This window comes from Vibrio sp. B1REV9 (assembly GCF_905175395.2).
GTDB lineage: Bacteria > Pseudomonadota > Gammaproteobacteria > Enterobacterales > Vibrionaceae > Vibrio > Vibrio alfacsensis.
Genome location: NZ_HG992747.1, coordinates 53,002 through 69,383, shown reverse-complemented (window position 1 = coordinate 69,383; position 16,382 = coordinate 53,002). Strand labels below are relative to the sequence as shown.

14 protein-coding genes and 1 pseudogene are annotated in these 16,382 nt (G+C 45.6%); 14 read left to right on the top strand and 1 reads right to left on the bottom strand.

Annotated features, from left to right (window positions below):
* Positions 1 to 3 precede the first annotated feature (3 nt).
* From KHN78_RS21060 to KHN78_RS21030, 7 genes and pseudogenes are all read left to right on the top strand, one after another.
* Positions 4 to 1,089 carry an alkene reductase gene (locus KHN78_RS21060; RefSeq protein ID WP_210205375.1) on the top strand — a complete coding sequence of 362 codons (1,086 nt, stop codon included), beginning with the start codon at positions 4 to 6 and terminating at the stop codon, positions 1,087 to 1,089.
* Between the two features lie 71 nt (positions 1,090 to 1,160).
* On the top strand, positions 1,161 to 2,102 hold the full coding sequence (locus KHN78_RS21055) for a zinc-binding dehydrogenase (protein ID WP_210205374.1): 942 nt from the start codon (positions 1,161 to 1,163) through the stop codon (positions 2,100 to 2,102).
* A gap of 373 nt (positions 2,103 to 2,475) precedes the next feature.
* Complete coding sequence (locus KHN78_RS21050) at positions 2,476 to 3,696, top strand: acyl-CoA dehydrogenase family protein (protein WP_210205373.1); 1,221 nt, start codon at positions 2,476 to 2,478, stop codon at positions 3,694 to 3,696.
* A 27-nt stretch (positions 3,697 to 3,723) separates the two neighbouring features.
* Positions 3,724 to 4,752, top strand: a complete 1,029-nt coding sequence (locus KHN78_RS21045) for a ferredoxin--NADP reductase (RefSeq protein WP_210205372.1) — start codon at positions 3,724 to 3,726, stop codon at positions 4,750 to 4,752.
* A 729-nt stretch (positions 4,753 to 5,481) separates the two neighbouring features.
* A pseudogene (locus tag KHN78_RS21040) lies at positions 5,482 to 6,230 on the top strand (electron transfer flavoprotein subunit beta/FixA family protein).
* Between the two features lie 9 nt (positions 6,231 to 6,239).
* Positions 6,240 to 7,199 carry an electron transfer flavoprotein subunit alpha/FixB family protein gene (locus KHN78_RS21035; protein ID WP_210205371.1) on the top strand — a complete coding sequence of 320 codons (960 nt, stop codon included), beginning with the start codon at positions 6,240 to 6,242 and terminating at the stop codon, positions 7,197 to 7,199.
* A 75-nt stretch (positions 7,200 to 7,274) separates the two neighbouring features.
* A complete protein-coding gene (locus KHN78_RS21030; protein ID WP_317984259.1) occupies positions 7,275 to 8,438 on the top strand; it encodes a helix-turn-helix transcriptional regulator in 1,164 nt (387 codons plus the stop codon).
* 144 nt (positions 8,439 to 8,582) lie between these two features.
* Here KHN78_RS21030 and KHN78_RS21025 read toward each other — a convergent pair whose 3' ends face one another.
* Positions 8,583 to 9,359: an enoyl-CoA hydratase gene (locus tag KHN78_RS21025; RefSeq protein WP_210205369.1), complete on the bottom strand. Its 777-nt coding sequence runs from the start codon at positions 9,357 to 9,359 to the stop codon at positions 8,583 to 8,585.
* Between the two features lie 145 nt (positions 9,360 to 9,504).
* On the opposite strand from KHN78_RS21025, the gene KHN78_RS21020 reads away from it, so the two are divergent.
* Genes KHN78_RS21020 through KHN78_RS20990 form a run of 7 tightly spaced genes read left to right on the top strand, consistent with a single transcriptional unit; the run spans position 9,505 to position 16,379 of the window.
* Entirely contained in the window at positions 9,505 to 10,269 is a 765-nt protein-coding gene (locus KHN78_RS21020; protein ID WP_210205396.1) for an SDR family oxidoreductase, read from the top strand.
* Between the two features lie 39 nt (positions 10,270 to 10,308).
* Entirely contained in the window at positions 10,309 to 11,280 is a 972-nt protein-coding gene (locus KHN78_RS21015; protein WP_210205395.1) for an OB-fold domain-containing protein, read from the top strand.
* Complete coding sequence (locus KHN78_RS21010) at positions 11,280 to 12,389, top strand: acyl-CoA dehydrogenase family protein (protein WP_210205368.1); 1,110 nt, start codon at positions 11,280 to 11,282, stop codon at positions 12,387 to 12,389. Before KHN78_RS21015 ends, KHN78_RS21010 begins: the two co-directional genes overlap by 1 nt.
* Positions 12,370 to 12,792 carry a MaoC family dehydratase gene (locus tag KHN78_RS21005; RefSeq protein ID WP_210205367.1) on the top strand — a complete coding sequence of 141 codons (423 nt, stop codon included), beginning with the start codon at positions 12,370 to 12,372 and terminating at the stop codon, positions 12,790 to 12,792. Before KHN78_RS21010 ends, KHN78_RS21005 begins: the two co-directional genes overlap by 20 nt.
* 11 nt (positions 12,793 to 12,803) lie before the next feature.
* Positions 12,804 to 13,979: a lipid-transfer protein gene (locus KHN78_RS21000; protein ID WP_210205366.1), complete on the top strand. Its 1,176-nt coding sequence runs from the start codon at positions 12,804 to 12,806 to the stop codon at positions 13,977 to 13,979.
* Positions 13,980 to 13,987: 8 nt separating this feature from the next.
* Complete coding sequence (locus KHN78_RS20995) at positions 13,988 to 15,154, top strand: acyl-CoA dehydrogenase family protein (RefSeq protein ID WP_210205365.1); 1,167 nt, start codon at positions 13,988 to 13,990, stop codon at positions 15,152 to 15,154.
* Between the two features lie 16 nt (positions 15,155 to 15,170).
* Complete coding sequence (locus KHN78_RS20990) at positions 15,171 to 16,379, top strand: acyl-CoA dehydrogenase family protein (protein WP_210205364.1); 1,209 nt, start codon at positions 15,171 to 15,173, stop codon at positions 16,377 to 16,379.
* Positions 16,380 to 16,382 lie beyond the last annotated feature (3 nt).

Here is a 16,382-nt window from a genome sequence, read left to right as displayed (position 1 = left end):
AGTATGTTCAAGGCATTTAAAGGTCACGGACTTGAGACTAGAAACCGTATCGCTATGGCGCCGATGACTCGTTCACGCACGTCTCAACCTGGTGATGTACCAAACGAGATGATGGCAACCTACTACCGTCAGCGTGCCAGCGCTGGTTTGATTGTCACAGAAGGCGCTCCTGTTTCAGCGGTTGGTCGGGGTTACTCTATGACGCCAGGCATTTACACAGAAGAACACATTGAAGGCTGGAAGAAAGTGACTCAGGCTGTTCATGAGGAAGGGGGTAAGATATTTATCCAACTCTGGCATGTTGGCCGTCGTAGTCATTCCGATATTTCAGGCTCACAACCCCTGGCACCATCAGCGATAAAAATTCCAGATCAGGTCTTCGGTCCATTACCTGAAGGCGGGTTTGGCATGGTGGAAACCCAGCAGCCAAAAGCAATGAGTGCAGATGAAATCCAAGCAACCATTGCCGACTTTGTTCAAGCTGCAAGAAATGCTGTTGAAGCAGGGTTTGATGGTGTTGAAGTTCATGCTGCGCATGGTTACTTGTTTGATACCTTTTTACGCTTAGAAAGCAACCAAAGAAGTGATCAATATGGCGGCAGCCAAGAGAATCGTATGCGCTTTCTGGTTGATACGTTGCAAGCTCTTACCAACGAAATTGGTGGGGAAAGAGTTGCGGTTCGTCTGTCTCCTCATATCGGAGAGGGTTTTGCTGGGGATGATGTTGAAATTGTTCCACTAACGTTAGCATTGCTGGAAAAACTACAACCGATGAACCTTGCGTATGTGCATTTTTCAGAAAACATATCACGCTATGTAGAGGTACCTGAAGAGTTTCGCCAGCAAGTACGCCGAATATACTCTAATCCAATCATGGTTGCAGGAAAGTTGACCACGCAATCTGCACAACAGTTGCTAGATAAGCAATATGCTGATTTCGTTGCCTTTGGTACGCCTTTTGTAACGAACCCTGATTTAGTCTCCCGATTTGCCCATGATTTACCTTTGGCCGAGTTTGATGCCGATGCTAGGTTAACCTTGTATGGGGGCGGAGCCGAAGGCTACATCGATTATCCTACTTATCAGTAATAATATATCAGGCACCAAGGACAGACAGCTCCTCGGTGCCATATTTCTTTCATTAAGCGAGCGGAATTGAGATGGAACCCTATCGAATTTGGCAATATCAAACTGAGACACACAGTCTTGTTTTAGATAAGGCAAAGACGCCACAATTAGCAGACGATCAAATACTAGTTCAAAACAAAGCGATTGGTATTAACCCTGTCGATTGGAAATTTATTAAAGCCAATCCTTTAAATTGGCCGAATGGCCATGTTCCAGGTGTTGATGGTGCAGGCTTTGTCGTGCAAGTAGGGTCTAAAGTTGATACCAGTCTAATTGGCCGTCGAGTGGCGTATCATGGCTCACTAAATCGCCATGGTAGCTTCGCTGAATATACGGTTTTGAACGTTGAGCGAGTGATGACACTGCCTGAGGACCTATCTTTTGAACTTGCTGCGTCACTGCCTTGTCCGATGCTGACTGCGTGGCAAGCATTTGAAAAAATTCCATTAACCCGACAAAGAGAAGTGCTTGTCGTTGGTTTTGGCGCGGTGAATAATTTGCTATCCCAGATCCTTGTCAGAGCGGGTTATATCGTTGATGTTATCTCAGCGAGTCTGAGCGAAGAGCGAGCCAAAAGCTTAGGTATTCGTCAAGTTTATCGGGAGCAATCTCAAATCGACATGAAATACTTCGCCATTTTTGATGCGGTGAGTGGGGAAAATGCCGCCCATTTAGTGCCGCTGTTAAGAGCGAATGGACATATTGTCTGCATTCAAGATCGTATTGCCAAACCCATTGATCCTCCATTTACGCGCACTATTTCTTACCACGAAATCGCCCTGGGCGCGTTACATGATTTTGGTGATAAAGAAGATTGGTATACGTTGATGCAAAACGGAGAAGCACTACTTGAGCGTATTGCAAATGGTGGTGTTGAAGTTAGTATTCCAGTCACTTTTAAATTCGAAAAGATGCTTAATGCATTGGAACACAGTGAGTTCTCGAAACTAAAAACAGTGATTACATTGAGTTAGACTGCGCTATTTATATTTTTACTGGGAGCCACCATAGCTGACACCCTACACTTGGCTTGGCTAGTTGTTCTTATCGTTGATGATGAGCAAAACTTATCACTAGGACATGGACAAAAATCATGCTCTAAATGATTTTTGTCCATAAATGTTTTAAGCATGACTTCATCTTCTGTACTCCATCTTCAGATCTACCTTTAACGCACTTTCCACAACTGTATTTAGGTAGTGTTGCTTCTACTGCCATGACTCTATTTACTCTTAGTCCGTATTGACGATGAGAGCACACAACAAGTGTGGAAATCTTTCAGTGTCTAATCAAAAGAGAGTAACGCCAATACCGTCTAGATTTGACGGGGTGTTTAGGAGAATAAACATGGCTATTTATGAAGAAATCACCGCACACGCCGTCAATGAAGATTACCTCACTCCAGAGGCACTCGATCTGATCGAAAAGGCAGAAGCACTCATTCCAAAATTGAGAGAACGCGCTCATCAAGCAGAACTTGACGGCAAAGTCCCAAGTGAATCGGTCGCGGATATTGAAGCTGCGGGTCTTTTTCGTGTGTTGCAGCCAAAGCGCTGGGGCGGTTATGAGTTGGACCCACGCGTATTCTATCGAATTCAGATGACGCTAGCGAAAGGTTGTATGTCTACCGCTTGGATTTATGGTGTCATCGGTGTTCATAATTGGCAATTACCGTTGTTCCCTGAGCAGGCGCAGCAAGATGTTTGGCAAAATGACAGCAGTACGCTGATTGCTTCCACTTATATGCCTGTCGGTAACGCGGAACAAGTTGAGGGAGGATATCAATTCTCTGGGCGTTGGGGTTTTTCGAGTGGTTGTGAGCATTGCGAATGGATTTTCCTTGGTGCTCTACTGCCAAAAGAGGATGGCAGCGGTGATTTAGAGCACGCGACATTCCTCTTGCCTAAATCGGACTTTCAAATTGAAAAAAATTGGGATGTTCATGGACTAAGAGCAACAGGCAGTCATGATATTGTGGTTGATAACGTCTTTGTCCCTGCGCACCGTATTCAACGTACCAATAATCATAGTGATGAGGGTTGTCCGGGCCGTGCCACAAATTCAAGTTGGCTATATAAAATTCCGTTTACACAAGTTTTCCAACGTGCGGTTTCCTCTGCTTGTATTGGTGCATTGGATGGTGCAATTGAAGAGTTCAAAACTCGAGCAAGTGCACACATGGGCAAGCACGGCAGCAAAACTGCAGAAGATCCGAACGCCCAGTTTGCAGTTTGTGACGCGATGATGGTCAGCGACCAGTTGAAGTTGGTTCTGTTTAGAAACTACGGTCGAATTGTAGAGAGTATTCGTGATGATCGAACCTTAGATGTGAATGAACGCTTACTGCAACGTGCGCAGTCTTCTGCGGTTCCTAAGTTATGTGCAGAGCAAGTTGATGGCTTGTTGCGTGCGTGCGCCGCGTCCGGTTTGTATCGTTCCAACCCCATTGAACGTATTTTCCGTGATATTCACCAAGCTCGTGGTCATATTGCAAATAATACAGATACCTATATGAGAGCTCATGGCGCTGTGATGCTCGGAATGCCAAATATGGACCCATTTGTCTAATTGTCCTCAGATTTAGGAGACGTCTTTATGCAGGCAACTCAGTATCATTCGCTCGTGGTTAAGCATGTTGTTCAAGAAACGGAAGACGCGATTTCTCTGCAGTTTGAAGTACCACAAGCTGCGCGATCGCTCTTCCATTACCAACCAGGTCAGTTCATTACTTTGCGTGTCACCATTAATGGGGAAAGCCAAGTTCGTTGTTATTCTATGTCGAGCTCACCAGAAGTTGATGACTTCTTACAGGTATCCGTGAAGCGAGTGAAAGATGGCCGAGTGTCCAACTACCTGTGTGACAATATAAAGTCAGGTGATGTCGTTGAAATAATGCCCCCATCGGGCGTGTTTGTTCCTAAGCATTTTAAGGATGAGTTGTTGCTGTTTGCCGGGGGAAGCGGTATTACTCCGGTCTACTCGATTTTACGTACAGCCTTAACGCAAGGAAACGCTCGAATTCGTCTTATCTATGCTAATAGAGATCAGCAATCGGTTATATTTAAAGACGCACTCAAGACACTGCAGGCTGACTACCCTCAGCGTCTTGAAGTTATTCACCTATTAGAAAGTCTTAGTGGTATCCCTAGCCAATCATTGTTGACTTCTTTAGCGAGTGGAATGCCGTGTTCCTCTCAAGTGTTCATCTGCGGCCCTGGTCCGTTTATGGATGCAGTCGAGAGTGCACTTGTGAATGTCGATATTCCATCTTCTGCCATTCATCTGGAGCGATTTGTTGCGTCTAGTTCTAACGATAAGCCTGTACAATCAGGGCCTGATGATGAGATCACAACTTGTGAGACGACATTAGAAATTGGACGAGAGACGCACCAGTTCTCTTGGCAATCAGATGAGACACTATTAGATGCTGCTGAGAAAGCAGGCCTTGAGTTACCGTATTCATGTTGTAGTGGTCTATGTGCTTCGTGCATGTGCGAAGTTGTTGATGGGGAAGTGAGTATGCTGGTTAATGAGGTTCTCGATGAACGCGACATTAAGCAAAATCTGATTTTAAGTTGCCAAGCGATACCTCTTTCAAAAGCCGCAAAGATCCGCTTTACGTAACGTTTCTCAAATCATGCTTCAACTAAACAGGATGGGGCGGTGCCGATGGTATCGGAAATTACTTGTTTGTAAGTCCGAGGAATAACTCGGCCGTGACGCTCGAGTTTGATAATCCTGTGGTTACTTTGGTCTTTGGTGGAGCGCAAGTGATCGTGGGAATTTGCTACACGTGAATACACTCTCGGATGTGTACAATTTCACGACTCAAACCATTTTTGAGTTAATCGACGATTTAACCCCTTACCATTTACGATGGCAACCTAACGAACAATTTTTTAGGGCAGAATGGTTCAGAACCTTATGGTTTCATCAACATTTTTGCTGAGTCAAATGCTTTTAAAATTGAGTCGATTCGATTTTACGGTTCGAACTTCGAAACGAACAATCATACGACGATTAGTGACATTCAAGATCCCACTGGAATCGTCATCACAGCGGTTTCAGAGCCTTCAAGTTGGGTAATATTTGGATTTTCTTTATTGCCTATTCTATGTCTCTTACGTCGTCGCCATTCGTGGACAAAAGTTGCGATTAATAAAAGCGCAATATAGCGCTGATGTCAGTCTTATTATCCCATCTAGGTGAAACTTTTAACGCTAGTCTCAATGGACGATGTTTGGTGCGTTACTTTTTCTTACGCTTGTTGAAACTTAGGGAAAATCCGAAGCATCGATGACCACCATGAGTGGGTTGAGTTATCGATGCCAAGCACTAGTGAGGGAGTAACACATGAAGATTCTGGTTCCCATCAAACGCGTGGTCGATCATAACGTAAAAGTAAGAGTGAAATCAGACGGCTCTGGCGTTGATCTTGATAACGTTAAAATGTCGATTAACCCATTTGACGAAATTGCGATTGAAGAAGCGGTTCGACTTAAAGAAGCAGGCATTGCTTCTGAGGTTGTAGTAGTGAGTATTGGTAGCCAAGGTTGTCAGGACATCATTCGCACGGCACTTGCAGTGGGTGCTGATCGAGGTATTCACGTCCTTGCTGAAGATGGCATTGAGCCACTAGCGATAGCGAAAACCCTAAAAGCGGTAGTAGAGCAGGAGCTGCCAAAACTGTTGTTGCTTGGTAAGCAGCGATTGATGATGACAGTAATCAAACCGGACAAATGTTAGCGGCTCTACTTAAATGGCCGCAGGGTACTTTCGCGTCAGAAGTTCGTGTAGAAGAGGAGCAACTGACAGTAACAAGAGAAGTTGATGCTGGTTTAGAAGTATTGACTATGCAGTTGCCTGCCGTGGTGACTTGTGATTTGAGATTGAATGAACCTCGCTATGCGTCTTTGCCAAATATTATGAAAGCCAAGCGTAAACCTATCGATTGTATCGAAATCGAAAGTTTAGGTATTGATACGACTCCTAGGTTCAAAGCGGTGGCATATACCGTTCCTGAACAGAGAAAAGGGGGAGTAATGGTGTCAAGCGTGGATGAGCTAATTGAAAAGCTGAAGAATGAAGCAAAGGTGCTTTAGGGGGAAATTATGAAAATACTAGTTGTCGCAGAACACCTTAATAATCAGCTCGTGAGTGCAACATGCAATGCAGTCGGTGCAGCTCAGAAACTAGCGAGCTTCAAATCGGATTCGACCATAGACTTACTTGTCGCTGGATATCAGTGCGAAGACGTTGCCCAACAATGCCGTCAAATATCCGGTATAAATCGCGTACTACAAGCAGATGCAAAACATTATGTTGGCTTAGTGGCAGAAAATATTGCAGAACTGGTGGTCGAGCTAGTTGAATCAGAACGCTATGACGCGGTTATCTGTGCAAGTTCAACGTTTGGTAAAAATGTCTCGCCTCGCATCTCCGCACTTCTTGATATAGCTCAAGTTTCAGACGTTATTAGCATTGAAAGTGTTGGCATATATCAGAGATATATATACACTAGTAACATATTGTTAACATTAGAATCAAAAGAAAATATTCAGATCTTAACCGTTAGAACGACTGCGTTCGAGAAAGCAGCCATGGAAGGTGAGGCTGAGTTAGTAAGTATCGCAGCTGGAGCAGACTTAGGTCTTGTGCAGTTTGTGAAGACAGAATTAGTTGAATCCGATCGTCCAGAACTCAACACTGCGTCAGTCGTGGTATCCGGGGGAAGAGGGCTTGGTAGTGATCAAAATTACCGCACTCTTTTAGAGCCGCTAGCTGACAAACTGGGTGCAGCGCTTGGCGCTTCACGCGCTGCAGTGGACGCTGGTTATGTACCCAATGATTATCAAGTGGGACAAACTGGCAAAATTGTAGCACCTGAGCTGTATATAGCTGTGGGGATTTCTGGCGCCATTCAACATCTTGCAGGGATGAGCGATTCCAAAGTCATAGTAGCCATCAATAAAGATCCTGATGCGCCCATTTTTCAGTTTGCTGATTACGGTCTTGAAGGGGACTTATTTACCGTGGTGCCTGAACTCACGGAGTGTCTTGCTCAGTCATAGTGCGATCCGCAGTAAATCATTACTGCGGGTTCCTACCCTTGAATAATTAGTATAACGGAGGGTATTTTGGCGGACGTGTCTTTTAACCTAAATCAATACAGCGGATTGATTGAAACCATCTATGATCTCTCACAGAGCAAGTCTGTATGGTATAAGCCGCTGCAAGCTTTGCGTGATTGCTTTGCCGCAAATTACGTTACTTTGATCCTAAAACCGACGTTTGAAGAGGAAGAAGAAGAGCTTGGTCTAATGATTGCGATAGGTAGTGGTATTAGTGCAGAGAAGAAAGTCCAGTATCTTCCTTATCGTTACCACATTACACCATTTAACAATCAACAACCCGATACCGTTTTTACCGTCGATGATTTGATGGATGAAGAGGCTTGGGAGCAAAGTACTTATCGAAAGTACTGGTGCGCGAACGTTGGTGTCTATCATGTCATGTCCGTTGATATCGCTACTCGAGATGGTGGCATCGTTAAACTTCGAATTACCAGACCAGAATCTGAACCTAACTTCAGCAATGAAGAAAAAGTATTGTGTCAGATGTTGGTTTCCCACCTTAAGCGTGCTTTAGATATTCATCAGCAACTGGATAGAAGTAATTCCCTTGGCACTATGTATAACGAAGCGATCAGTCGATTATCGATTGCAACGGTTCAAATCGATGAATCTGGACGGATTTTGGAGCAGAATGTATTTGCCAATGAGTTGCTTACACAAGAAGATGGGTTGAAGGTTCAGGGCGGAAAGTTGACCGCGCACTACCCAAATGATAATCGCGAGCTGAAACAGTTAATTCAAAACTCTTTTAAAATGGTTCGTGAATCAGACAGGCCGATTCTTCCTGAAGCCATGTCCATTGCGAGACCATCAGGCGAAGTGAACTTAGGTGTTGTGGTTGAAGTCATTCCGTCACCAGCTTGGGAAAACAGCATTGGTCAGGGCAAGGCCGTGGTTTATATTCGAGACTCTGTGGCCAAATCACAAGCGAGCAGTCACGTAGCGAAAAAAATCTTCGGCCTTACAACCGCAGAAACGGCGCTGACGCTCGAATTGGCAAATGGTTTGTCTTTGGAAGAAGCGGCTGAAAGACTCAATATCCGTCGTAATACTGCTCGTGCCCACTTGCGCTCTATTTTTTCAAAGACCGGTGTAAGAAGGCAAACTGAATTGGTACGTATTCTTCTAAATAGTGTTGCTCCTCTTGCCTGCAATGATGCAGATGTAGGCATTTAACATCACTGTAGTGAGTTGGAAATTCGCTATCCAAACTTGCCTGTAACCTCAAAATGCTTTAGTAAGCATCTTGAGGTTGTTTTTTGAGCCGAGCTATTGCTTTAGATGTACATGATGATCTAGATAAGTAACTCTTTTAGGGGGCTATTTCCCTTTAAATTCAGGATAGCGTTTTTCTATAAAGGCTTGCATGCCCTCTTTTTGATCACTTGAAGCAAATAGCAAAGCATTGGCTTTACGTTCAATGGCTAATGCGGCATCCAGAGAAGTATCCATACCTGCGTTAATGACTTCCTTGATTTGTTCTGCCGCAAGTGGGGGCATACGAGCAATTCGCTTTGCCATCGATAGTGCGTGTTCGAGCACATTTTGATCGGCGCATATTTCACTGACTAAACCGGCGATCCATGCTTCGTGGGCGGTGATGGGTTTACCCGTTAAAGCCATTTGCATCGCTTTGGCTTTACCGACGGCACGAACCAAACGTTGCGTACCGCCAATACCCGGCATGATTCCAATGTTAATTTCGGGCTGACAGAATGATGCACTCTCGCCAGCAAGAATGATGTCAGCATGCATCATGAGCTCACAGCCGCCACCATAAGCGTAGCCACACACAGCGGCGATAATAGGCTTCGGACAGTATGCAATGGGAGACCATAATCGCTCGGTGTGTCGTTTGTATATGTCAATTGGGCTGCAATCGACCATGCTATGGATGTCACCTCCTGCAGCAAAGACTTTCTCTCCTCCGGTTAAAACAATGCACCTCACATCTGGATTTTCAGATAACTGCGCAAAGTGATCGGCTAGCTGTTGTTGAAGCTCAAGACTCAGTGCATTGGTCGCATTTGGTCGATGCAAGGTAAGTTGTGCAACACCCTTGATCGGGTAAGTCAGTAAAACCGGTTTGTCGTCCATCAGAAACTCCTTCTCTTTAGCGCAAATTCTCTATAACTCACCCTTTTTTTCATCGTCCATTTAGACGACGCACGTAGGAACCAATCCAGAGAAAATACAATCAGGACAGTTCCCTTAGGTGGAACTTTGGCAAGAGGGAGTGGATATGCAATTTGATTATCAAGGCAAAACGGTGCTTATCACTGGTGGTACGAAAGGCATTGGTGCTGGTATCGCGCGGTCTTTTCTAAAAAGCGGTGCCACTGTCATTGTTTGTGGCCGTAGAGAGCCAGAGGTGCTTCCAAGTGATGGGGAGCGATGCGCAAGATTCCTACCCGTTGATGTACGAGATTTGGATTCTATCGACACGTTATTTGCCATTATTCAGGCTGAATATGGCCAATTGGATGTACTCGTCAATAATGCAGGAGGCAGTCCCTTTGCACTGGCAGATAAGGCATCTCCGAGATTTCATGAAAGCATCATCCGTTTAAATTTGATCGCGCCTCTAAATGTTGCTCAACGAGCCAACACATTAATGCAATCGCAACAGAGCCAGGGGGTGATCATTTTCATTAGCAGTGTGAGTGCGCTAAGACCATCTCCAGGGACAGCCGCTTATGGTGCTGCCAAAGCAGGCGTTCTGTCGTTGGTGCAATCTCTGGCGGTTGAGTGGGCTCCTAAAGTTCGTATTGCAGCGGTGACGCCTGGATTGGTCGAAACTGAGCAATCTGAACTTCATTATGGCGACGAGGCCGGAATTAAAGCAGTAAGCGAAACAATACCTCTTGGACGAATGGCTCAGCCAAGTGATATCGGTGGGGCTTGTCTGTTTCTCGCTTCAGACCATTGTTTGTATGGCAGCGGTTGCAACCTCGTGCTCCATGGTGGCGGAGAGAAACCAGCTTTCTTATCTGCAGCACAAGCTTAAACACAATATTGAGTTGTTTTGAATAGTAGGAGAAAAACATTGGCTGAAAATAACTGGTTAACCCCATTACGTGAAATGGTCGGCAAAGAGTTCGGTCGTATCTATGCTTGGGACGAAGTAAACCCTGCGATGGTTAGACAGTGGTGTGAAGTCATGGGAATAAATAATCCTTTGTATACTGATCCTGAGTATGCGCTTCGCACTGAGTTTGAGGGCTTGGTTGCACCGCCGGCGATGCTTCAAAGTTGGTGTCAGTCGGGGTTATATCAAAATAATTATCCTCCGGGTTCGACCGATGACAACCCTTATGGTGTGTTGAGTTTACTCGAAGAGCAAGGTTATCCATCCGTGGTGGCTGTCAATTCGGAACTCAGCTTTGAACGTTATCTAAAAATGGGTGAGAAATTGTATTACACCACTCGTTTTGAACATCTTAGTGAAGAAAAACAGACGGCGTTAGGCACCGGATTTTTTGTTACGTTGAAGATGACCTATTTCTCTGAACGTTCAAGCGGTGACGAGAAAGTGGGCGAGTTGCTATTTCGGGTATTTAAATTCAAACCAGCTCAACCCGTTGAAGCGAAGCAAGAGAAAGAATCAACGATTCCTGTTATTAAACGATCAAAGCCTGGAATTAGTGATGATACACGCTTTTTCTGGGATGGGTGTGATGCACACGAGCTGCGCATTCAGCATTGTCAATCTTGTCATCACCTTCAACACCCACCTGCACCTGTTTGTACGCGTTGTCAGTCTTTTGACCTTGACTACAAAGTGGCCAGTGGTAAAGGCGAACTCTATTCTTACGTTGTCATGCACTATCCAGAAGTTCCCCCTTTTGATTATCCCAACCCAATCGGCCTGATTGAACTAGAAGAGGGGGTGCGACTAACCGCAGGCTTAGTTGGTATGGACCCCAAAAATATAGCCATTGGTACACCGGTTGAAGTATGTTTTGAAACGTTCGATGGTGATCTCACGTTACCAATGTTTAAAGTGAAGGGGGCGTAATGGATTTTTCTCTTTCTGATGACCAACGTGCGATTCAAGAACTGGCCCTGTCGGTATTTAGTGATTATTGCACCGACCAGCAACTGTGTTTGTTTGCAGATTCGGACGAATCGCGTATGACGCCTTTATGGCAAACCTGTATTGAGACCGGATTGCATTCTCTGCTCATTCCTGACTCTGTTGGCGGAAGTGGTCTTAAGATGACGGAGTTGATGGTGGTGCTTGAAGCGCAAGGTAAGTCGCTTGCTATGGTGCCTTTGTATCGACATCAATTAGCGGCAGCTGCCCTTTGTAATTTCGGCGATTCGTCGTTAATGCCGTTGGCGATTACTGCCGCAGAGGGGGCGAATGTTCTCACTATCGCCAATTTGAAAGACTCGCAACTCGTAGCGAAAGTACAAGGTGGACAACTGATTTTGTCCGGTCGTGTCGATGCTGTGCCGGAAGTCAGCGAGAGCGAGTGTGTGTTGCTTTCGGTCAATCTTGATGGAATGAAACGCTTGGTCGTTATTGATCTCAGTCTGTCTGAGATTGAACGCATTGATGGCGTCTTGACTCACGGTGAGTCAGTATCGGACCTAATATTCAATGAAGTATGTATCAACGCGAATCAACTATTGTCTGAGGAAGCCTATGATTGGCTAAGTCCTCGTTTAGTCGCCGCTCAATCTGCCATGATGTTGGGTTTATGCCAGCAACAACTCAAACGAACCGTTGACTATGTAACAGAGCGTCGTCAGTTTGAACGTCAAATAGGCGCATTTCAGGCGGTTCAAATGGCATTGGCTGATTGTCAGATTTCATTGGAAACACTGCGTTCGACTTTGTGGCAGTTGATCTATCGTTTAGATGCTGATCTTCCAGTCGATGCGGAAACAACGTCAACCGCTTGGCATGCTTGTGAAGCGGGTCATTTTATTTGCCACAAAACACAACATGTCCACGGTGGGTTTGGTGTCGATATTAGCTCACCGACTTACCTCTTCCTATATTGGAGCCGCGCTCTTTCTCTTGCTCTAGGTGGCAGTAGTGACAACTTAGAGCGCTTAGGCGATTGGCTAGCAGATAACAACACACTCGGGTGGAAATATGATCTCGAAGAAAAATAATCAAATTAGCGATATTAATGTCGGTGACACGTTACCTGAGTTGAGTATTCCAATCACTGTCGCGCTTATTGCCGGTGGGGCTATTGCAACTCGTGACTACTTTTCTGGGCACCATGATAAAGATGCTGCACAGGCAGCAGGCACACCTCACATCTTTATGAATATTCTGACTACGAATGCGTTAGTTCAGCGTTATGTCGAAGAGTGGGCTGGTTTAGGCGCACGTTTGAACGATCTTAAGATCAAGCTTGGTATGCCGAATTACCCCGGAGATACGATGGTATTTAAGGGAGAAGTTACGAGCGTTGATGCGGAAACGAGCAAAGTGGTCGTGAGCATTGCTGGTAAAAATAGTATAGGTACCCACGTTAGCGGCACAGTTTCGTTGTCGTTGCAGGAATAGGGAGAGCAAGAATGGATTCGTCAATTAGTGGAAAAGCGGCCATTGTGGGTTTAGGTGCGACCGAATTTTCTAAAAACTCGGGTCGAACAGAGTTACGTTTAGCGATGGAAGCGACACTCGCGGCACTTGAAGATGCCGGAATCTCCCCATCAGAGGTCGATGGTTTTTGTAGCTACTCAGTAGATAAAGTGCCGGAATACGAGCTCGCTCGTCTGTTGGGCTGTGAAAAAGTTACCTTTTTCTCGCAAATTCCTCATGGTGGAGGTGCTGCTTGTGCTCCTATTATGCATGCAGCCATGGCGGTGGCATCGGGCGTCGCGAATACCGTGGTTGTATACCGTGCAATGAACGAGCGTTCTTGGTATCGATTTGGTAGTGGCGATTATGGATTTGGATCAACGCCTATTTTTGAAAATGTAAATTATGGTTGGTACTTACCTCATGGTTTCCATACGCCTGCCGCTTGGGTTGGCATGTTTGCTCAACGCTACATGCATGAACATGGGGCAACATCAGAAGATTTTGGTCGCGTCGCGGTTGCCGCTCGGGATTTTGCTTCCACGAATCCGAATGCATTCTTTTATCAAAAACCCCTGACGTTAGAAGAACATCAAGCCTCACGTTGGATTTGCGAGCCTTTGCATCTATTTGACTGCTGTCAGGAGTCTGATGGTGCGGTAGCAATGGTCATCACTCGAACTGAAGTGGCAAAAACGTTACAAGTGAAACCGGTGATCATTAAAGGTGGTGCGCAAGGTATTGCTGATGGGCAACAATCCATGACGTCTTATTATCGTGATGACATTACGGGGTTACCTGAGATGGGCGTTGTAGCAAAAGAGCTTTATAGCCAATCTGGTTTGACACCAGAAGACTTTCAAACCGCAATCATTTATGACCATTTTACGCCTTTTGTTCTGCCTCAACTTGAAGAGTTTGGTTTTGTACCGAAAGGTCAGGCGAAAGAGTTTATCCGAGCAGGGCATCATGCAAGAGGGGGCAAATTGCCGATTAACCCTCACGGCGGCCAAATTGGTGAGGCTTACATCCATGGCATGAATGGTGTGGCGGAGGCTGTCAGACAAGTAAGAGGGACGGCAGTAAACCAAGTTGACGACGTTCAAAACGTACTTGTTACTGCAGGTACCGGAGTGCCAACCAGTGGACTTATTCTAGGTAGCGAGTAGGAGGCAGTATGTTTGTCGATTTAACACCAGAACAGAAAGCGTTACGCTGCACAATCCGAGATTATTTTTCTACTCTAATGACGCCGGACCTCAACGCCAGATTACGTGGAGCGGAGAGCGGCACAGAATATCGAGATGTGATTCGTCAAATGGGAAAAGACGGTTGGCTCGCGGTCGGCTGGCCAAAAGAATTTGGCGGCCAAGGTTATAGCGCGACGGAACAATTACTGTTTTTTGAAGAAGCGAATATCGCAGGTGCGCCTTTGCCTTTTGTCACGATTAGCACGGTAGGTCCTGCGCTAATGACATTTGGTACAGAAGAGCAAAAAGAACGATTTTTACCAGGTATTGCTCGTGGTGATATCCATTTTGCTATTGGTTACTCTGAGCCAAATGCGGGCTCGGATCTGGCAAGCTTACAAACTGTAGCGCGTGATAAAGGTGATCACTTTGTTGTCAATGGCACCAAATTGTGGACCTCTGGCGCGAACGAAGCTGATTTTATCTGGCTAGCCGCTCGTACCGACTCTGAATTGCCTCGCCACAAAGGCATTTCGATTATGATTGTCGATGCGAAATCTGATGGTTTTTCTCATACCCTGATCCCAACCACATCGAATACAACGACATCGACCTACTATGACAATGTTGCGGTGCCTAAATCGATGTTAGTGGGTGAGCTTAATGGTGGTTGGAAATTGATGACCGCACAATTGAACCACGAGAGGCTTGGTCTTGGCTCTTGGTCTGATAAAGTAGTGGCATTGTTTCGCCGAGTATTTTTGTGGGCCAAAACGCCAGATGAGCAAGGTCAGCGAGCGATGGATAAAGCGTGGGTTCGTACCGCACTCGCCGAATGTTATGCACGCCTTGAAGCCATGCGCATGATTAATTTCCGTATTGCTGCTGAACTAGAGGCAGGCGCACTTGATGCCGCATTAGCATCAACTACTAAGGTGTATGGTTCGGAATCCGCGATTGAGATATTGCGAAAACTTCAAGAGATCACCGGTGCGAATGGTATGGTTCGTCAAGGCTCGGCAGCATCATTACTTGAGGGTGAGCTGGAATATGAAGTACGCGCATCGGTGACACTCACGTTTGGTGGTGGGACGAATGAAATTCAACGTGAACTCATAGCGCAGTTGGGGCTTGGGTTGCCTCGCGCAAGATAAATCAAGGAGAGCATGGATGAGCGAGAAAGAAACATTTCGACAGGAAGTCCGAGCATGGCTTGAAGAGAACTGTCCGGCATCATTGAGAACGCCAACCCCAGATGATGAGCTTGTATGGGGCGGCAGCCAGATAACATTCAAAACACAAGACCAACGTGTTTGGTTTGAGCGAATGCGAGATCAAGGTTGGTTTTGCCCAAGCTGGCCAAAAGAGTATGGTGGCGGTGGTCTTGATGCAGAACAAGAGAATATTTTAGAGCAAGAAATTCGTCGTCTTGGTTGCCGACCTGCACAAATCAACCTCGGTATTTGGATGCTAGGTCCAGTGGTATTGAAATATGGAACAGAAGAGCAAAAACATCGCATTCTTACCCCAATGACGAAAGGTGAAGTCCGTTGGTGTCAAGGGTTCAGCGAGCCTAATGCAGGATCGGATTTAGCGAATATTAGAACAACAGCAAAAGAAGACGGTGATGAATACGTCGTCAATGGCGCTAAAATTTGGACTTCTTATGGCAATAAGAGTGATTGGATGTACGCATTAGTTAGAACCGACAGTTCTGGTTCTAAACATCACGGCATCTCTTTATTGTTAATCGATATGCATGCACTTGGCGTCACAGTGTCACCTATTGATTTGATCAGTGGTAAATCGTCATTTTGTGAAGTCCATTTTAATGAAGTGCGCGTTTCAAAAGACAATTTGATCGGAGAACCAAATTTAGGTTGGTCATTAGCGAAACAATTATTGCAGCACGAACGTGCGGCGATGTCGAAGTTTGGAGAGTTCAGTTTACCAACGCACTATGACTTATTGGCATTAAGTAAAGCCTATTTACCGAAAGCGCCTTCGATGAAAACTGCAGCATTACAAGCTCGATTGATTACTGCCGATATGGAAGAGCAAGCTTACGCACTCACGGTGGCCCGAATGACAGAAGAGGCGCGTTCGGGCATTGATGTAAATGGCACGATGTCGATCATGAAATTGGTCCATACAGAGCAAGAAAAAGTGAAGTTTGAACTTCTCCTCGATGTGATGGGCTATCGCGGTCTCGGTTGGGACGAAAATACATTTACAGAACAGGAATTGGGCGTGACCCGCGCATGGCTCAACAGTTTCACTCAAACCATTGCCGGAGGCTCTTCAGAGATACAGTTAAATGTCATCGCGAAACGTATCTTGAACTTGCCTGATGCAAGTAAAGTCGATAAGACGCAATAAGGG